20 protein-coding genes and 2 pseudogenes are annotated in these 19,469 nt (G+C 34.1%); 5 read left to right on the top strand and 17 right to left on the bottom strand.

Features of this window, described 5'->3' with window-relative positions; genetic code table 11:
* Positions 1 to 247 precede the first annotated feature (247 nt).
* Both ABH961_RS16625 and ABH961_RS16620 read left to right on the top strand, forming a co-directional pair.
* Complete coding sequence (locus ABH961_RS16625; protein WP_048544752.1) at positions 248 to 826, top strand: sensor domain-containing protein; 579 nt, start codon at positions 248 to 250, stop codon at positions 824 to 826.
* Between the two features lie 114 nt (positions 827 to 940).
* The gene (locus ABH961_RS16620; protein ID WP_098079567.1) at positions 941 to 2,728 is read left to right on the top strand and encodes a helix-turn-helix transcriptional regulator; all 1,788 of its coding nucleotides are present in this window, start codon (positions 941 to 943) and stop codon (positions 2,726 to 2,728) included.
* 259 nt (positions 2,729 to 2,987) lie between these two features.
* On the opposite strand, the gene ABH961_RS16615 is transcribed toward ABH961_RS16620, so the two are convergent.
* The 3 genes and pseudogenes from ABH961_RS16615 to ABH961_RS16605 all read right to left on the bottom strand — a co-directional run bounded on the left by ABH961_RS16615 (position 2,988) and on the right by ABH961_RS16605 (position 7,450).
* Positions 2,988 to 5,378, bottom strand: coding sequence for a penicillin acylase family protein (locus ABH961_RS16615; protein WP_098079565.1), 2,391 nt, complete (start codon positions 5,376 to 5,378; stop codon positions 2,988 to 2,990).
* 82 nt (positions 5,379 to 5,460) lie between these two features.
* Positions 5,461 to 6,210 (bottom strand): DnaD domain-containing protein, encoded by a 750-nt coding sequence (locus ABH961_RS16610; RefSeq protein WP_098079563.1) that lies wholly within the window; start codon positions 6,208 to 6,210, stop codon positions 5,461 to 5,463.
* A gap of 326 nt (positions 6,211 to 6,536) precedes the next feature.
* Positions 6,537 to 7,450: pseudogene (locus ABH961_RS16605) on the bottom strand (S-layer homology domain-containing protein).
* Positions 7,451 to 8,082: 632 nt separating this feature from the next.
* On the opposite strand from ABH961_RS16605, the gene ABH961_RS16600 reads away from it, so the two are divergent.
* The gene (locus ABH961_RS16600) at positions 8,083 to 8,526 is read left to right on the top strand and encodes a DUF7832 domain-containing protein (protein WP_048544744.1); all 444 of its coding nucleotides are present in this window, start codon (positions 8,083 to 8,085) and stop codon (positions 8,524 to 8,526) included.
* An 81-nt stretch (positions 8,527 to 8,607) separates the two neighbouring features.
* Here the strand turns inward: ABH961_RS16600 and ABH961_RS16595 are convergent, their stop codons facing one another.
* The gene (locus ABH961_RS16595; RefSeq protein WP_098079561.1) at positions 8,608 to 9,189 is read right to left on the bottom strand and encodes a TetR/AcrR family transcriptional regulator; all 582 of its coding nucleotides are present in this window, start codon (positions 9,187 to 9,189) and stop codon (positions 8,608 to 8,610) included.
* A gap of 224 nt (positions 9,190 to 9,413) precedes the next feature.
* Between ABH961_RS16595 and ABH961_RS16590 the strand changes: the two genes are divergently transcribed.
* Positions 9,414 to 10,664: an MFS transporter gene (locus ABH961_RS16590; RefSeq protein ID WP_098222027.1), complete on the top strand. Its 1,251-nt coding sequence runs from the start codon at positions 9,414 to 9,416 to the stop codon at positions 10,662 to 10,664.
* 144 nt (positions 10,665 to 10,808) lie between these two features.
* On the opposite strand, the gene ABH961_RS16585 is transcribed toward ABH961_RS16590, so the two are convergent.
* From ABH961_RS16585 to ABH961_RS16570, 4 genes are all read right to left on the bottom strand, one after another.
* Complete coding sequence (locus ABH961_RS16585; protein ID WP_098069131.1) at positions 10,809 to 11,267, bottom strand: hypothetical protein; 459 nt, start codon at positions 11,265 to 11,267, stop codon at positions 10,809 to 10,811.
* Positions 11,268 to 11,422: 155 nt separating this feature from the next.
* Positions 11,423 to 12,379 (bottom strand): DUF3994 domain-containing protein, encoded by a 957-nt coding sequence (locus ABH961_RS16580; RefSeq protein ID WP_000992215.1) that lies wholly within the window; start codon positions 12,377 to 12,379, stop codon positions 11,423 to 11,425.
* Positions 12,380 to 12,434: 55 nt separating this feature from the next.
* Entirely contained in the window at positions 12,435 to 12,764 is a 330-nt protein-coding gene (locus tag ABH961_RS16575; RefSeq protein ID WP_098122567.1) for a hypothetical protein, read from the bottom strand.
* Positions 12,765 to 12,865: 101 nt separating this feature from the next.
* Positions 12,866 to 13,204 carry a DUF4064 domain-containing protein gene (locus ABH961_RS16570; protein ID WP_060486431.1) on the bottom strand — a complete coding sequence of 113 codons (339 nt, stop codon included), beginning with the start codon at positions 13,202 to 13,204 and terminating at the stop codon, positions 12,866 to 12,868.
* A 291-nt stretch (positions 13,205 to 13,495) separates the two neighbouring features.
* Here ABH961_RS16570 and ABH961_RS16565 point away from each other — a divergent pair, with 291 nt between their 5' ends.
* A complete protein-coding gene (locus ABH961_RS16565; protein ID WP_262720870.1) occupies positions 13,496 to 14,203 on the top strand; it encodes a DNA alkylation repair protein in 708 nt (235 codons plus the stop codon).
* A 67-nt stretch (positions 14,204 to 14,270) separates the two neighbouring features.
* Here ABH961_RS16565 and ABH961_RS16560 read toward each other — a convergent pair whose 3' ends face one another.
* The 9 genes and pseudogenes from ABH961_RS16560 to ABH961_RS16520 form a co-directional block, all read right to left on the bottom strand.
* Positions 14,271 to 14,732: an Imm30 family immunity protein gene (locus tag ABH961_RS16560; protein ID WP_098069134.1), complete on the bottom strand. Its 462-nt coding sequence runs from the start codon at positions 14,730 to 14,732 to the stop codon at positions 14,271 to 14,273.
* Positions 14,733 to 14,959: 227 nt separating this feature from the next.
* Positions 14,960 to 15,382 (bottom strand): immunity 22 family protein, encoded by a 423-nt coding sequence (locus ABH961_RS16555; RefSeq protein ID WP_048544725.1) that lies wholly within the window; start codon positions 15,380 to 15,382, stop codon positions 14,960 to 14,962.
* A 19-nt stretch (positions 15,383 to 15,401) separates the two neighbouring features.
* Positions 15,402 to 15,545, bottom strand: a pseudogene (locus ABH961_RS16550) (SecY-interacting protein Syd); the annotation flags it as partial.
* A gap of 8 nt (positions 15,546 to 15,553) precedes the next feature.
* A complete protein-coding gene (locus ABH961_RS16545) occupies positions 15,554 to 16,192 on the bottom strand; it encodes a hypothetical protein (protein WP_098069135.1) in 639 nt (212 codons plus the stop codon).
* A gap of 13 nt (positions 16,193 to 16,205) precedes the next feature.
* Positions 16,206 to 16,469, bottom strand: coding sequence for a hypothetical protein (locus ABH961_RS16540; RefSeq protein ID WP_048544721.1), 264 nt, complete (start codon positions 16,467 to 16,469; stop codon positions 16,206 to 16,208).
* A 70-nt stretch (positions 16,470 to 16,539) separates the two neighbouring features.
* A complete protein-coding gene (locus ABH961_RS16535; RefSeq protein WP_048544719.1) occupies positions 16,540 to 17,091 on the bottom strand; it encodes an SUKH-4 family immunity protein in 552 nt (183 codons plus the stop codon).
* Between the two features lie 171 nt (positions 17,092 to 17,262).
* Complete coding sequence (imm47, locus tag ABH961_RS16530; RefSeq protein WP_142330331.1) at positions 17,263 to 18,051, bottom strand: Imm47 family immunity protein; 789 nt, start codon at positions 18,049 to 18,051, stop codon at positions 17,263 to 17,265.
* A 61-nt stretch (positions 18,052 to 18,112) separates the two neighbouring features.
* The gene (locus ABH961_RS16525) at positions 18,113 to 18,601 is read right to left on the bottom strand and encodes an SMI1/KNR4 family protein (protein ID WP_098802428.1); all 489 of its coding nucleotides are present in this window, start codon (positions 18,599 to 18,601) and stop codon (positions 18,113 to 18,115) included.
* A gap of 184 nt (positions 18,602 to 18,785) precedes the next feature.
* Entirely contained in the window at positions 18,786 to 19,244 is a 459-nt protein-coding gene (locus tag ABH961_RS16520) for a toxin-antitoxin system YwqK family antitoxin (RefSeq protein WP_097858647.1), read from the bottom strand.
* Positions 19,245 to 19,469: the final 225 nt, after the last annotated feature.

Here is a 19,469-nt window from a genome sequence, read left to right as displayed (position 1 = left end):
GCTGCATTTTGAGGTGGGGGTCTTACTGCCCATTAAAGTGGGATAAAAGTACAAAACAATCCCTTCTTGCATCTGCAAGAACGGGATTGTTTTATGGTGATTCATATAAGCATCTTTTTTAACCAGAAGTAGGTTACTCTCCCCTTTTTAGCATCATTTAGAAATGTCATATGACACTTTTACACTAGTGAGCATGACAAAAAAAGCAGTACAATTCGGTTATTACATAGATAGGAGCGAGAACTTTATGAAATCAAGATTCATCCAGAATGGTTATTTTTTATTGCTAACTTTCGTTACAGGATTGTTTTATTTTTGTTTTTATCTAATAGCTCTGCTATTCAGTTTCACCCTTTCATTTACGGTAATTGGGATTCCACTAGTTATACGCGTACTACAGACTACTACACCTTTTATCCAATTCGAGCGCATACAGACGAAAATTTATACAAATATTTCAACAGACTCTTATGATAGAAATATAACAATAGATACATCGAACTGGGCTCAGGTGAAATTAGTGCTTACTGATCGTCGCACTTGGTCTGCTGTCTTTTGGCTAATGCAGAAATTAGTAATTGGTATTTTCAGTCTCATTAGTGCAATCATTTTTTATGTAATGCCACTTATGTTGCTGTTGGCACCACTACTGTATCACTACATCGAAATGAATATTATATTCATACAGATAGATACTTTTGCCAAGTCACTTTTTGTAATGTTTATGGGTATAGTATTTACCGCCATAAGTATTAGAATAGTAGACCGTTTGACAAAGAAAATTGGGGGCTATACACGTAGTATGATCCGGCAACTAAATCAATAGAAGTTTACCTTCTATGAGAGAATTGTAGTGTAAAATTAAAAAGTACAACAATGTATGAAGGATTAATTTATAATATAGGAAGTAAAAAGGTAGGCTATTTAGGGGGTAAATGACTTGTTAGATATGGTTAAGTATTGGTTTTGGTACGATTGGATTATGTTAGGAGTCCGTATACTTATTAGTGTCTCTATCGCCATAACCACATTTGATTTTCAGGCTAGTTTAACATTGCCACTTTGGATTATTATTTTTTGGGAGGTTGTTGCCTTCTCGATTCCATGGGTAGCCTTATTGTTCAATTACAAATATTACTTGTTCACAGAAATACTGCTATATGGTGGACTGTGTATATATTTAACTTCTTTATTTCCGGGAGCTAACGTTACATTTCTTATATCTGTTTTTCTGATTGCTGCGAATAGTCAGCACTTTTCCTATTATTGGACAGCTCCAACAACAGTTTTTATAACAACTGGAATTCTCTATGCGGTTGCGCCAAGTAATAGCTATTGGATTATGGTTACCTACTATGGACTTGCTTATGTAATGGGCTTCGCTTTCCATTTATTAATCGTCAATCATAAGCAAAATGAAGCGATTCGTAAACAAAACGCGGTACTTGAGCAATATATGTCTCAGATTGAACGTATTACACTGGCAGAAGAACGGAACAGACTGTCGAGCGAGCTTCATGATACAGTTGGTCACGCTTATACTTCTATTATTATGGGGATGGAAACGTTGCGTACCGAACTTGCTACTGAAATCGGTATACAGAGGCTAGATTCTTTGCTTGAAATGGGACGTAAAAGTATTGAGGACGTGAGAGGTTACCTACATCAAATGGATTCTCCGTGTCAATCGCCTTCCTTGATTCAATCTCTACAAAATCTTGGAGCCGAGTTTCAGGAGCACGCTCAGGTAAATGTAAGTTTTAGGATATTCGGAGAGGAATATCAACTATCTCGGCAAGCGAAGATAGCCTTCATTCGTTGTTTACAAGAGTCCCTTACGAATGCAGTACGTCATGGTCAGGGAACTGAAATTATAGTTTCATTGCAGTTTGAACAACAATATACGAGGTTAGAAGTTCAAGATAATGGAAAAGGAAATGTAGAATGGCAGGAAGGCTTCGGTATGAATGCGATGAAAGAACGGGCAATGAATTTACAAGGTCATTTGTCTGTATATACAAAGCCAGAGGAAGGAATGCTTGTTACATGTACCATACCGCGACAAACTGAAATAAAAGATGGACTTATTCGTTTGTTAATTGTAGACGATCAACCATTCGTTCGGGAAAGTTTGAGGACACTACTCGATAGATATGAAGATTTAAATGTAGTCGGTTTAGCTGAGGATGGCAATCAAGCCATCGATTTGTGTGGGCGCCTTCAACCCCATGTTATACTTATGGATTTAGATATGCAGCACATGGATGGAGTTGAAGCAACCAAAAAGATTAAGCAACAATGGCCACATATCCGCGTATTGATTTTCACAACTTTTCAGGATACCGAACAGGCGTTGGAATCACTTCGCAACGGTGCGGATGGTTTTTTGCTCAAATCTATTGAAACGTTGGAGCTAGCTAATACAATCCGACTTATTCACAAAGGTGGGACACTAATTGATCAGGGAATGTCTCACAAAATATTTGAGAAGTTTGATGAGCAAAAAGAGACACCACAATCAAAAGCAACCGCTTATGAGCTAACAGCTAGGGAGATAGAAATATTGCAGCTAGTAGCAAAAGGACTTCGATACACTACTATAGCATCAAGGTTATATTTATCGGGTGGTACGGTCAGAAATTATGCTTCCACAGCTTACACAAAACTAGGAGTCCGTAACAAAGAAGAAGCTGTTCAAAAGGCTCTAGAAATTGGAATTATTGAATAACAAAATGTTTTGCGATGTATAAAAATGAGTAACAAAGAAAAAGAACACTTTGTGTGGTTTCTTTTGTAACAGAGTAAATAAGGCCCGTTATCGTATAAGTAAATGTTAAAACACTTACTGTTTTGTCATAATAAAATTATTGAATCTTATCCTCTAAAATACAATAGCCTACTATCAATTTAACTGATAGTAGGCTTTTAAAATTATTTAAGAACTGGGTTATGTTCTAGTCTATAAGTTTTCATCAGTGGAAATAGTATCACTTCGGCTGTAAACTTAACACCTTACCTTCTATCCCCTCCGTATTCAATGTAGTCGTATGATACGTTCCATTTACCCAATCATCTATTTGATCATGATACCAATCGCTTCTAAAATGTCCTGATTGTCCTGGCCCTACAATATGATAACCGTTTGACATATCTTTCGTATCAATAACAAATCTCCAAGAAGCTCCGTGATTTACAATACCGTTATCTCCGTAACTCGCTGCTTGAACGGTAACTTGGCTTCCGCCAATTGGAATTGGTTTTTCACGATTAAATGCAAGTAGTGCTAACATACTAGATGATTTTGAGATTGGATGTGTAAAAGCAAGTTGATGGTAATCGCCCCACTTCCACTCCGCAACATCAGGTCCATATTCCTTCTGTAATTTCTTCATTACATTTTCGTACGATGTATGCACAACTTTCGTGAAGCCTCCGTACTTCGTAAACCAAGCGCTATTTTCTCCTGCTACTTCTTTTCGAATCAATTCATCAACAACTTGTGACTTTCCTTCAAATAACTCCATCACATCTTTCGGTATTTCTTTTGAAAATAACGTATTCGAAATCTCTTTCATTAACAAATGGAATATTAATGGTGCTGCTTCATCTTTACTATCGTTAAAATTCCACTTTGTTAATTGTTTTACGCCTTCTTTCTCTACTTCATTTAAAGATGCTTTATTTAACTCTTTTAACAATATAGGAGCAAATTCTTTCCCGTATAAATTTTTTTGATCCATCTGTAACTCTTCTAAATCTTTCACCGTATACTTTTCTTTCTCTTGTAAAAATTCTTGAATACGCATTTGCCTATATGGCTGTGCCCACGTATTACTAATATGGTACGGATAATTATCATCTACAATTTTATTATTCGCAGTTGAAATAAACCCTTGTTTTGGATTTATTACTTTTGGCAGTTGATCATATGGGATATACCCTTCCCATTCATATTCATCTGTCCACCCTGGCACTGGCAAACTCCCGTCACCTTTTTTACGCACTGGTATATTTCCATTCGCTTTATACGCAATTGTGCCGTCATTTGATGCAAATACAAAGTTTTGAGTTGGAGTATGAAAATCTTGAAGTGCCGTTTCAAACTCATTCCAATCTTTCGCTTTATTCATATTTAATACAGCCTTTAATTCAGCGGAAGGTTCCAAAGCAGTCCACTTCAAAGCGAATACTGTTTTTGTTTTCTCTTTTCCTTTATCCGCAAACTCTGAAATAACTGGACCATGCCTCGTAACCGTCACATTATACGGAATTGTTTTCCCGCCTTTTACTTTAATAGATTCATCAACAACAGTAGCTTTTTCCCACTTATCGTTATACAAAAATTCATTTTCATTATTAGGATTTCTCTTCTCAATATATAAATCTTGCACATCAGGGCCAGTATTCGTAACGCCCCATGCTATTTTGTCATTGTGTCCTAATATAACACCTGGCACACCAGCGAAAATAACGCCACTTACATTTAAATCTTTCGTTTCAAGTTTTGATTGATACCAAATAGAAGGCGTCGCAAGAGATAAATGAGGATCATCCGCTAAGATTGGCTTACCAGACGCACTCTTCTCACCGCTTATGACCCAGTTATTGCTACCATTAAACTCTGGGGGAATGATTGTTTTTGCAAAACTTTGTGCTACGTCCACATTTGTATTCTTCAGTTCAGCTAGCAATCTAGGTGCATCTTTCGGATATGTAGGAAATAGCTCATTTGCTTGCTCTTTCGGCAAATTTTTCAGCGCCCAATATCGAAACGCCTGTCCGTGCCAATGTCCACCTAAATCAAACGCCATATACTTTCCAATCGTTAACGTATCAACAATAGACCATTCAGCAGGCTCATAGCCTAATATAGTAAACTCAACTGGCAATTTCTTTTCCGCTTTCGCCTCACGTATAAAAGCGTTCACTCCATCAGCAAATGACTGCAAGGCATATTTCGCTTCCCCGTCATATTGACTAACAGACGCTTCGGCTGCTCGTCGTAAACCGAGCGTTCGAAACAACTTATCTCGATCAACAGCTGCTTCCCCTACAACTTCACTCAACATCCCAGAAGCTTGCCTTCTACTTAAATCCATTTGAAACAAACGATCTTGCGCTTGTACATACCCTTGCGAAAAATATAAATCATGTACATTTTCCGCTTTAATATGCGGTACCCCTTTGCTATCTCGCTTTACTTGAACAGCATGTTGTAAATCCTCTAGCTTTATCGTCCCATCTATCTTTGGCACAGAACTAAGCGTATATATGTTCAAAAAAATTACTGTACAAATAACTAACAAAAGAACGACACTACTAGACCAAATAAAAATTCTCTTACCTCTAGTTCGCTTCTTCTTTATGACGACTTCCATATAACCCCTCCTTTCTCAAACTATTCGCTTCTATTTAAGGAAGCACCTTTTAGAAAAGTTGAAAAACCCATACTTTCTCATACTATGGATCATACAAACTACATACTGCTCTCTTATGTAAACCTTCTTTTCCTTCAATGAAATCTCCCCGCCCTTTCTTACACCAATTCCTCAAAATCCCCTTCACATAAGCAAACGTTCGCTTATTCTGTTCAAACGCAATCTTCAGAGCCTCTAATACTCTCTTTCCTGAAACTTTTTGTATCCACTCTTTTAATTCCTTCATGATATAAGGAGATAGATTACTTATATGTTGTTCGTAAAACTTATAAACTTCACTATGCGAAGTATCCTCTTCTATCTCTTCCTTCTCCTCAGTAACTTCTTGTAAACTACTATTATCCTCTTCTTTCGGCATACCAAAATGCTGCAATAACAATGGAATCTTCCATTCTTCTTCCAGACATTTACGTAAAAACATACGTATGAATTCTTTATTTTTTACAGTCTTTAATTCACGCAACACACACTTTTCTACATTCGTGTTTACAATAGGGTTGTAGTGTAGCCAATTTATTATGTATAACTCTTTCGTTTCCGCATCGTATAAAATCTTTCCGTATTCAATAAACCTGTTCAACAATTTCTCAACAGTCTCCATACTGTAGCCTGTTTCAAGCTCTGCCACTCGCATCGGTAATACGTAAATTCCACATTGCTTCGTTTTCGTACCAGTTAACAAATATATGTAAAAATAACGCTCCTCTGGCGTTAAATCTAATATAAATTCATCTTGCCAAAAGTTCACCTGCACATTACGGTACACCGCCATATATTCCCCTCCTCCTTTTATTCATAAAAAGACAGAATTCAACCCTTCAATATACATATAGGAATGAGCACTTTGTTTTTGCAGTTGAATTCCAACTTTTTTTAACTACTACAACGCGGTTTTATTTTTTCGCGCTTTTTTGTTCTTGTAGTTGTTTTTGTTTTGTATTGTTTTTTCTTAGTGATTTATTACTTGGTAGGTGCTTATAAGGGGCTTCATAGAGGCTAAAATAAAAAGGAGCTGTTCCAAATTTTCATTTTGGATAGCTCCTTTAAAACCCTTATTACTTTTTCTTGTACCAGTACAAACTACTACATACAATTCATTTATTTCTGCATAGAGTTTAACATCTTCACTAAAAAGGCAGCTGCTTCACCGCGAGTTGTTGTCCCTTTAGGGTTAAACTTGTTATCTCCAACACCAGTAACTACCTGTAAGCTGTATAATCGCTGAACAGGCTGTTTGTATGCGATCAAATGTTGATCTGTAAATGGTAATGTGACTAAATTACCTGTAACACCTTTATACTGTAATGCCTTGTCAATCATAACCGATGCTTCTTCACGAGTGATTGGTGCATTCGGGTCAAAAATACCTCCACCACGACCGCTAATAATTCCTGCACTTGCACTTCGCTTAATACCATTATGAAGTGACGGATGCGCTTTGTTAATGTCTACAAATGACTTATTTCCTTCTGGTAATTGAAGAGCATTTGAAATTAATGCAGCAAACTCAGCTCTTGTTACATTACGATAAGGCGCAAATACACCATTTCCTACTTTGTACCAAACGTTTTTAACTGCTAACACTTTGTAACGGTCACCTTTTGAAGCCTTACGAACAGTTTGATGTTCAAGTCCTGCACCGCTACGTATGTTTATACCGTCACCATTAACGACTAGCTCCATGCTAGGTTCAGCTGGATTAAATTCATTTGAATCAAATAGCTCGTTTCTTTCATTTTATGTAATTCTTCTGATTCAGAATGTTTATGCTTATATTCTTCCAGAAGAACTTTCTCATTTTCTGATACTTCTGCCTCATTAATTTACATGTAATCTGGAGTTTCTAGATTGAAATTCGAATAACTTAAACCGCTTGTTCCACGTTCCCCTTGTGCAATACTAAGCTGGTCAGTATGAGATTTGTTTATCTCTTCTGCTGATATCGCTAAAGGTGCACTCCCGAACATTACTAAACTTGTTGATAGTGTGATTACTCGTTTTTTAATATTCATTGCTGTATGAAATACCTACACAGTTCATGTAAGCATCCTAACTTCCCTTTATTTTCTCATTCGTGAAAGACTATGAATCTACTATGTATAAAAATATGTTTATTCCGCCTTTTTATAAACACTTCATTTTATCCCCAGCAGGCGAATTATAGTTTCTAGAAAATTCCTTAACAGACATTATTTTATAACCAATTGCAAATGTCGTCAAAAGCACTTACCCTCATACACACTACTCCTTCTCAAAAATAGATTAGGATACTTTTTTACTGATTTTCTTCAATAAGAAGGAACATTATGATTTTTCATAACTACTATGTATCTATTAAATAAATCCTGTTTCTTTGTACTTGTTCTCTTTGAAAATATTAACATTTTTACATTCTTGCGATAATATAGATGTAACTTTTTATATTGAAGGGAGTTTTATTTGGAAAAGATTGCTCATATTGATAGCTGAAATAAAGAAGACCAAAAAATGATGAAGAAAAACGAGAGTACATTCGATATTCATCAGATGGGATATATTTTGAAGAGCTAGAAATAACACCACTAGAATGGCTTGAAAACATAGTTAAACTATTAAAACAAACAGTACAAGTTTATTAGATCATACGTTAAAGGGGATGAACGAATTGTTAGATACGATTGTTTACGATAAAGCGAAGTACCATTATCAAGGTGATTTTCCTGAGGACTTACCAATTGATCAAGCTTTTGTACATACTGGTATGTTTTTAGGATGGATAATTGAACATCATTTATGTAGTCAAGAATTTGAAGAAGAGTCTCAAGACGAAATTAAACAGTTTAAACTTAGACAAATGACTGGCACAGAAATTTATATGAACTGGGATGGCGTTTTAGCAGACGACATGTTAAATGATGAGGGCAACCGATTCGCACAGTACTACTTTAACCATGATGAGGACTGGAAATATATAAATGATTATAGTAATGTTTTTATAAACGAAGAAACTCTCTACCATGTGCAAGATACTTGGGAAAACTATTTCAAATTAAAAGACGTTATTGATAATAGCTATAATTTTTGGAAAGATAACTTACAAAATAAATAATTATAGAAAGTCGATTTCTTATGTTAATAAGGAATCGACTTTCTTATTATCTAATTTGCTGATTAACACCTCACCCAAAGATCATTTTACTAACGATACTATTATTGATACCGAATTATCTATAACAGAACGTTCTGGACGTGATTTCATTAACACTGTTAATCCAATTAAGGATGTGACTAATGTTTGCGCTACTGCTTTAGCGTTCAAATCACTTTGAAGTTCTCCTGATCGAATTCCTTTCGTAATTAATTCTTGAAAAATAACTGCAAGATACATTTGATGCTCTCTAGTCAGTACTTCAAATTTTTCATTATGAGGAGCAAGTTCAACCATTGTGTTAATACAAAAACAACCTTTACTGAACTCTTTTTTATATTCCTCTTCCACTATATTTTCAAAAAACGTCCGAATTGTTCCTTTTACAGATTGTTCGTTTTGAAGTTTTGTTCGTATATTAGCCGCATGTAAATTTGTGTATCTCCTTAATGCTGCTTCAAATAACTCTTCTTTATCACCAAAGGCTGAATATAAACTCGGCTTTTGTATTTCCATTTTAGCAGTTAAATCGCTTAATGAGGTAGCTGCGTATCCCTTCTCCCAAAAAAGTTGCATAGCAGCATCCAAAGCTTTTTCTTCATCAAATTCGCGTAGTCGTGCCATTTAAAACAATCTCCTTTCTACATCTAGTTATTAAGATTACATATCACCATTTGTGTACCAATCAGTATAGTATATATCGTATTAAATTATAAACGATGTGTCAAAAAATCACATTAAACTCAAAATAAACTTGACATATATGTTTCTTCAAGATTATATTTTACTTACAAAATAACATACCGTTCGGTACATTATTTTCGATAATCCAAAAAGGAGCTGATTTTATGAATGGTAAAGAAAAAATGATGACTATTCGAAAACATACTCACACTCAGGTACATTCACCTGTTCATGCAACAATGTCTCGTTATATGACTCTATTATTCGCAATAGCTTGCGGAATGGCTGTGGCAAACATATATTTCGCTCATCCACTACTTGATTCTTTATCAAATGAATTTAAGATTAGTCATTCAACTATCGGTATTGTAATTACTATTACTCAAGTTTGTTATGCACTTGGATTACTTTTATTCGTTCCACTTGGTGACTTATTAAACCAAAAGAAACTTATTATTGCTCACATGCTTTTATCCGTTTTCGCTTTAATTATAATCGGATGCGCTTCCTCAAGCACCGTACTTTTTATAGGTATGGCCTTAGTAGGAATTCTTGCAACTGTTACGCAAACACTCGTCGCATATGCATCAATTTTAGCTAATCCAGCAGAACGTGGACGCATAGTAGGTTTCGTTACAAGTGGCGTTGTAATAGGTATACTCCTTGCTCGTACATTTGCAGGCATATTAACGGATTTAGCTGGATGGCGGTCCGTTTATCTCACCTCTGCTATCCTTTTACTCTGCGTAACTTTTTTGTTACACCGAAATTTACCTACTCTTGAACATAAAAAAGTGACAACTATGTCTTACCGAAAATTAATATACTCTGTTCTCTTATTATTTATGGAGGAACGACTTTTACGCATTCGCGGAATATTAGCATTGCTTATTTTCACTTCATTCAGTATTTTATGGACTTCTTTAGTATTGCCACTAAGTGTTACACCACATAATCTTTCCCATACAGCTATTGGTGCGTTCGGTCTTGCTGGAGTGGCGGGTGCATTAGCTGCTACTAAAGCTGGGCAATTAGCTGATAAAGGATTCGGACAAAGAACAACTGGCATAGCCTTATCATTATTAGTACTTTCATGGCTCCTAATTAAATTTATAAACCACTCTCTATTCTTACTAATTTTCGGCATTATCCTTTTAGATTTAGCTGTGCAAGCTGTACATGTCACCAATCAAAGTATACTGTTCACAGTGCGTCCCGAAGCAAGAAGTCGAATCACTGCCAGTTACATGATTTTTTATTCCATCGGTAGTGCAACAGGTGCAATTCTTTCAACAAATACGTATGCAAAATATGGTTGGGATGGAGTATGTATATTAGGTGTATCTGTTAGTGCTTGCGCTCTTTTATTTTGGATAATAACCTTACGGCGATCATCACAGCTGAACGAAGAATAATTCATTTATGTTTCATACGTGTTTTTCTACAAGACTATAGAATAGCACTTATTTTTCAATACAAATCAACGGCATTTTCATATAAAAAATGCCGTTGATTCATAATTTCATGATAAGGGACCCTATACTATCGAAATACATCTATTACAAATTCCCTTTAACGTTTTCAACAATCTCATTTATCGTATTCCGATCAAACTTATCACTAATTTCGTATGACTCACGGTCTCCTACTAATTGTACACCTACAATATCATTGCGATCCTTACCATATTGCACTTCAATAATAGCTCCACGCTCTATTTGTTTCCAAACGAGACTTGCTTCATCTTTATTATCTAAAATCATACAGTCCTCAATATTTTCATCAATTCCTATTAACTTGTTGTCATCTATAAATCCAACCTCGTATTGTTGACGCTCTTTCGCTTTGCTACTTACTAATATACCTTTGCTACCATATGAGTAATCCATATAATCCTTTTTCTCAGATTGTACCGCTTTCGTCTCTTGTACTTTAGTTTTTTCAGCATTCCCACAGCCCATGATAAGACTAATTGGCATCACCGTAGTTAGTACTACTCTAGTAAATTTCTTTATCATTTATAAGCAACTCCCCATACTTACATTTAAATTCCGTTTATCAATTTATTAAAAAATAACATGATATAAAATAGGCAAAGCCAACGATAAAATATTCGTTGCATTCCCACAATTTAATTAAGGACCAGGCCATTTAAACCTAGTCCTACATAACTTTACCTTTGCTTCACATACTTAATTGTATTGAATGAAGTCTCATTAAATAATCGTAAGTTTTCCCCATCATAATCTTGAACTTTATATGCTATTTTCTTTTTTTGAATTGTATCTTCTACACCGTCTACTAAACGTTTATTGAGATGTAAATAGATTGTAAAAGCTTCCTTATCATATTCCCAAGTTCCTTCAATATAATTCTTTTTATTTGGATACTCACCTTTACCATACGTTTCAAATGTCTTATCACCTTTTAGAATGAGTGACATAATGAAACCGTCTGTTCCTTTGAATCCCCAATTACCGATTAATTCCGTACCATCTTTCACATTCTTCATAACATTATCCGTATTAATTCCAGCTTTCTTATCTAACTCTTTCAAATCTTTCACAGATACTGTACCATCACCGATTTTAATATCCCCTTCAAGATCTTTGAATGCCTTAAGCCAGTAAATATCTCCTTCTTTCACTAACTTTTCGGATTTCTCGATTAACTCTTTATCAGTTTTATCGCCTTTTTCTCTTTTTTCTTTTCGGGTGAATACTTCATTTATTAAAGAAAAAGACTCTCTAAAATAACCAATTGCTTTTTCAAAATCCTTTTGTTGATTTACATACTCTGCAGGGGGATCTATCGACTCGAATTTATCTAACATTTTATTTAATTCTTTCACACTATCTACTACATCTGATTTCTTTTTCTTACCGTCAAAAACCTCTCTTGTAATATTGTTATGCTCCGCAAACAACTTATCAAACTCTACCCCTAATTTATACACTTTATTAGGATAGTCTTCCTTTGAAACTTTTTCTTTCTTACTATTAGACTTCGATTCTTTTACTTTAGACTCTTCCGTTTTCTCCTGTTTAGAAGTGTTCGTTTTCTCAGACACTCCACAACCAAATAACAACATGACCGGAACTGCTACCCCTAGTAGTTTCTTTGCATTCATGACTGATTTCTCCTTCTACTTAAATAGATTACTCTTACTATACCCATCCTCTTTTTTATCTTGTAAATAAAGTTACAATCGCAATAACTCCTAAAATCGGTCCCCAATATTCCATTTTTATAAAAAATAGTGAATGCTTTTTGTTAAACATAACTTTTTCACCAGTTTCGGCATCTATATAAACTTTCCCATTTGGCTTATTAATATATTTTCCTAAATACCAAGACATAACCCCTGATATAATTAACATTACCGCCATTGGCCAACTATGGTCTTGAAAATATGTAGCGTCCCCCGTTATAGATCCAAAAATAATCTTACCCAAAAGAGTATTAATAATTACAATAATTGCGACTAAAAAACCCCAACCAGACCAAATAATCATCTATTTCTCCTCCTAAAGCGTACAACTTTGTACCTTATGTTAATTTGAACTACGAACGAAAACATCAAAAAAACCGAATATTCAGACGTGGATAATTATATTTATCCTACATTCGATTCTAACTTTAATGTTCTAAATGCAAATGAACCAGACATAATTTGTAATATTGTTGGAATAAGCAAAAAGAATAATGACATAAATAACATAACTATAGGAATCACAATCATACAAACTCCATAAACTTTATTATTAACCTTATTTACTAAACATGATAAAATAAGCAACCCTATTTGAGCCGTTAAAATAATAGAGTAATAAGCTAAAAGTTCATAATCAAAACCTTCCATAATATTAAACGCTACAACTATTAATAGTATGGAAATAATAATTCCTATAATGCCACCAATTAAACCTAGTACGAATTCAAGCGTTCTTTTCAATACTATCCTCCTTTTATGAGCCACTAACAACTTGTATATTTTTCCCATTCACCATCATACCAAATATTTATTGGAAAAACTATACATACTTTTTATTCTCCCTTACCTTACAGTGACCTTCTTACCATTATAGATAGCTTGTAGTAGTTACAAAATCAAAGCCTTCAAAATTACTAACTGGTTTTGATACCTTTAGAAAGTAGACATACCTCTTGAATACAATTAGTATTAACATAAGAAATACGAAAGGCTTAAAAAGGCTTTCACATGAAGAAAGGAAGTTGCACAACTATGGATTTTAAAACAGTTATGCAAGAACTTGAATCTCTAGGTAAGGAACGAACGAAAAAAATATACATATCTAACGGTGCGCATGAGCCAGTTTTTGGCGTAGCTACAGGTGCCATGAAACCAATCGCTAAAAAAATAAAATTAAATCAAGAATTAGCTGAAGAACTTTATGCCACAGGCAACTACGATGCTATGTACTTTGCAGGTATTATTGCCGATCCAAAAGCTATGAGTGAATCGGATTTTAATCGTTGGATAGATGGGGCTTATTTTTATATGCTGTCTGATTATGTAGTAGCAGTAACTTTATCGGAGTCAAATATTGCACAAGACGTTGCTGATACATGGATTGCAAGTGGGGACGAGCTTAAAATGTCTGCAGGCTGGAGTTGCTACTGTTGGCTTTTAGGAAACCGTAAAGACAATGAATTTTCCGAAAGTAAAATTTCCGATATGCTTGAAATGGTAAAAAGTACAATTCATCATTCCCCAGAACGAACAAAATCCGCTATGAATAATTTCCTAAACACTGTGGCAATTTCATATGTACCACTACATGAAAAAGCAGTCGAGATTGCAAAAGAAGTTGGTATAGTTGAAGTCAAACGTAATAATAAAAAAAGCAGTTTGCTACATGCTACAGAGAGTATTCAGAAAGAACTTGATAGAGGAAGACTAGGTTTCAAACGTAAGTATGTAAGATGTTAAACAAATTCGTATCTGGGTGTCAATTCGAGAAAGATTGACACCCTTTTTTATTGAGATTATTCGACTATTAGATAAGCTCAATGACTTCATTAATAGATTTACTAAACATATCAGGATCTTCATTTTTTATTTCCAATAATAGTTCTTTAATGCTACTTGTAATGGATAAATCAAATTGCGAAAGTACTTTTCCATACACCGTTCTTATTTGGGGATCATTAAGTATTCTGTAATGTATAATCTCTACCCAGTCTTTAGCGCCGCTCATCATCGATGGAGTAGCTGTAGCAATACATTTCAATCCCTCTTCTATATGATTTTCATATAAGCCCTCTATCCCATGAATCAAACTAAACATCACTTCAGGTTGTTCAGTATCATCATCAAAGACTAAACATAAATCTGGAATAATAGAAACATCGTTACACTCAATCACTCGTATGCATGACTCATTAAACTCTTGTATCTCATTTTCATTTTCTAGCAAACGGTTATCATATAATCGATTTAAATGTTCTATAGTATCCAAAAGAGATTATCCTTTCTTTTTTTCATCTTCAAAATATTCACTGTCCCGATAGATCTTTATCATAAATTCCATCAGTGAATCAGCTTTTTTATTTTTAAAGTAATATACAGGCGTTTATTGAAACGTATTGAAATTAAAAAGTAATATTCTGATAACCTCCTTCAATTACCTTGTATTTGATTTCTTCATAGAAATGCTTATAGTACAAATTAGCAACTCTGTACAAACTACCTGTACGGCATAGAACCAATAAATGTAACCTCTAAACCATCAAACATATCTTCTCTTTTCGCTTCATTATATTTAAAATCATAAAGAACAATAACAAAGTTAATATCGTTCGCTAAACTATCTCCATTTACTAGCTTTTTTATTTTAGGAATAATTCGTTCACTATAAGAAAAATCACTTAAAATATGTTCAACTTCCCTTTTATTATTCTCATAAAAACAAATTTCAATATTATCTTCATCATAATAACCGAATTCAAAGCTCGTCCCAAACTTTGAATGAACTGAATCACCATCTATCGTGTAATCTATATCGACATAATCCTCAAGATTTTGGAGTGATTTAGAAATTCCAAACCAAACTGAAACCATTCCACTATATTCCACTTTCCCACCCCATCTAGCCGGTCTATAATTCATATAAACATTCTTCACTTTACTATTTTTGTAACCTCAAACTAGAAATTAACTCATTTAAACTATTCGAAACCTCTGTAAACGACCCGCGTTCAAATTCCTCAAATTGAGTCTTTCCACTTACATTATTTAAAACAACTAGTGAACCATTTCCTTCTACCCTTATCTAGTCCCTTAATAACTCGTGATTAAGTCTTCGCCTTCATATCTAGGGTCTTTCTCCACTTTACCATCTTTTGTTTTGATGACTTTTAGTCTACCTAACCACTCTGCTCCGTTATATGTCTCCTCACTTACCCATACATTATGCTTTTTACCATCTACCTCAACTACTAATGTTGGGTGTGTAAATATGAATTCCTCCTCTACATGCCTACCTACTATTTCTGCATGTAATGATGTACCTTCTTCAACTAATTTACTATTCTGATACCCTTCGATAATAGGTAATCCAATAAATACAAAGAATATCAGTCCAAATACGATTACTTTCTTCTTTGTACTCCATTTATTCTTTTCTTTCAATTCTTTTTGTCTTGCTTCTCTTTCTTCGCGTTCATCCAAACTCTTATTTAAAGCGTCTTCCCACGCCTTAATTTCTGCTTCGATTTCCGCTTCGGCTCTTGCTAGTTTTTCTAGTTGTTCATCGGTTGCTACCATCTCATATGAATTATCTCCAACCACACGAATTTCAGCACCATTTTCTTTTACTTTCCGCAAGTCTTTTTCTGTACAATCAAACTCTCGAATGATTTCCCCTTGTGTGTTTACAAGTCTAACGTAAATGTTTTTTTTCTCCTTCTTCTTAAACATCTGAACTCCCCCTTTATTTGTCTCCTATCATAGATAACCCTACTGCAATTAAGAGAAAGAAAACGATAATAAGGAAAGTCTTCCCTTTGCTTACTTGTGTTGTACAACCTTCCAAGACAGCCCATATAAGAATTGGGAAAAGAAGAATACCAAGGAGAATGTCAACCAACTTGTTACTACTCTTCTTTAGTGGTTTTTCTTCTTCTACTATCGGTTTTATCTGAACAGCTTCTTTTCTTATTTGTTTCGGCTTCTTTTTCTTGCGTCTATGATTCACCCAACATACCCCTTTTAGAATAACTTTTTACAACTATAAAAATACCGGAATATCCCCTTTTCACTTCCACTTATTCATATAAGCTCTCAATTTCAATACACCAAAAAGAACCCTTTTCCATACACTTATCATCAATTTTTTTCAATTCTTCCTTCAACCAACTTATTGTACACTCTGGTATATTATTATCGATAAAGGCATCCTCACCATTTATGTCTACTGTCTTATCAATCATTTTTGAATATACTAATAAACATGCTGCAAATTGTTGTATAGAAGAATTCATAAACACTTCTTTATACGCATCACTATTACTTAGAAATACTATTTTTTCTTGTTTTTCAATTATACAAATTGGATCTCCAGAACTTGTTGTTCCTAAATACCAATATTTTCGAAACTCTTCTGGCATATGAAATACATTTATAATAGACCTTACGAAAGACTGAGATGAAGTAAATTCTAAATATGGTGGCGGTGTTTCCGGTAAGCCTCCTATAGACAAAAATCGTTTCACTTCAGCTGAAAAGTTTTTGTTTATTAATTCTTTTTCAGGAAATGTAATGAGTGGGCCATCTTTATTAACATCCCATTTCTCCCGAAAATCCTCTGGTAGTATCATTTTTTCACCTTCTTAATGTGTTTATATCTTTTAAGATTTAATTGGGCTACTAATTGTTTTTTTACTTTTCCACATAAAAAATACCTTCTATTAAAGCTTTCCGTTAAAGTAAAAATCACTCCTTAACAGTATGCCATAGAATGTTTTATATTCATCACATATATCGTTTTCTTATACGACTACATGTCCATAAAAATACTTTTTACCAATCTTCCATTCTTTCTTTGTTAGAACATCAATATATGACATCAACTCTCTATTTTTTTCATTTGTTATTATCGTATCGTATTGAATAGGACATTTGATTCCACTCCAAATTGATAAAACGGAAGGTATAGTAACAACATTATAAGTAGTTCGATCTCTTAAAGAACTCATAACTTCCGAAACTAACTCCTTTGCCAAATCTCCAGGAAAAGATAGTCTATTACGATAATAGTATTCTTGCGTATCGTTATTTTCGATAAAACCAAAATAAGCTTCATTAAATTCTTCTAACGATACTTCATAATACTCGTCCTCCATTCCAAGCATCCATGAAAGTTCATTTCTTATAGCTTTTTCAACAAAGGTATCTTCCCACTCTTCTAGTAACGCTAAAAGATATGGTACTACATGATACGAAAGAGTTTCACCAGCACTTACTACAAAATTATGAACTCCATCCTCTGAAGCACTTGAAAGGAATTTCAAATTATTCGTTTCTAATAAATCATCGTGAGTAGCTACTGAACAAAATAGTCTAGTGCATAAATGCAAAACAAGCTCATTTCCAGTACTATTCATAAGTTCAATTAGTAACCCCTTTACGGAGAAATCACCTAACTTTAACAATTCGTTAATTAAAATAAAGCATTCTGTCTCTGTTGTACTATCCCTTAAGTTAGACTTAAGAGTTTCAATTGTATGATTAGAAACTTTTCCATACCAAATATCTTTTTTTAGATCCTCTAATTCCATCATTCTCCCTCCTTTTATTGCTGCTTACATTTATACGAACCATTTTATATGGATAATATTATTAATCACGTAACTTATTTAAAAACTCCGTAAATTTATTAGCTACAAAAAATACATTTTCTCTCGCTACTTCCTCTGCTTCCTCAGCCGTAATCCCTTCACTTTCCATCAATGTTTCCTTTTCCCATGCCCCCTCATGTTCCCAAAAGACGACAATTGGATCTTCTTCATGATTTTTATAATCAAAGCAAATTAAATTTCCTGCTGGATCAAATGCGAATGGCACCAATGCACTCGGTAATGTGTCATTGTAGTCATAGAATACCTCAATAATATTTTCATCATCATCCATATCATAAGTTAGTAATGTACCAAAAACTTTTCTCTTCCCCTCAACTTCAAATACTTCTGGGCTAACATGTGCTCCGTTATTCTTCATTACACATTCTATATAATCTAAAGGAAAATGAATGCCCAACTCTTTTTCCACATTCTTTACATTTTCTCGCAATAAAGGCTTATCTGGTGATCTCCATTCTACTTTATTCATCTCCTACCACCCCACTGAATCTCCTCAAGTCTTTTTCTCATTTATATTTGTTTGTTCGCGCCATAAACATACTTCTATATTTCGATACCTCTTCACATTTCCTATATATCTTTCTACGACTATCTCTCAATCGAATTACAATTTGTTATTTTATCAATATTCAATATTCTTAATGTAATGCTTCTTACTTGTTTAAACCGCTACTGAATTTTTCCGCATATAATATATCGAATTCAGTTGGTTCTATTTTTTGTTCTACAATATTCCCTTGTTCATCATACTTTTTAAAAGTCATTTCACGTCCCGCAATACATTCAGACTCATGCTTCTTCATTCCGTTTTGAAAAAATTCAACATGGTAGCCTTCAACCGTGCTTCTATTCATATTGCTGATTCTTTTTATATTTCCATTCATATACAACTCCACATACTCTCCTTGTTTAACACCATTTTCTACATAGAAATAACATTCTATATTTCCATTCTCATAGACATCATAAGCTAAGCCAGTAAACAATTTTTCTTTACCATCATCTGCACACTCTACTATTCCTAGCCCATAAGGTCCCCCATATTCTAAACACTCTTCAAACTCAAGGCCATTCTGTATTATATACTCCTTCGTTAACACATCATTTAACATTTTCAATCCTCCTTTACAATATTAGCTAATGGTTAAGCTGTTATGTAAAAGTAAGTTTTTATCGTAATATACTTCTATTTTTATTACGTAATTTCTACATGTAATGAGAGGTATTTTCTAATATTTGTTTATAACGTATGCTATCCATAATATATAATTTTAACATTTAAATACATATTTTTTCTGATTTTTAAATTCACTACTCAATCGCCTAATGAACTAACA

The organism is Bacillus sp. RC251, assembly GCF_044908765.1.
Taxonomy (GTDB): domain Bacteria; phylum Bacillota; class Bacilli; order Bacillales; family Bacillaceae_G; genus Bacillus_A; species Bacillus_A wiedmannii.
This window is presented reverse-complemented; position numbering and strand designations above follow the sequence as displayed.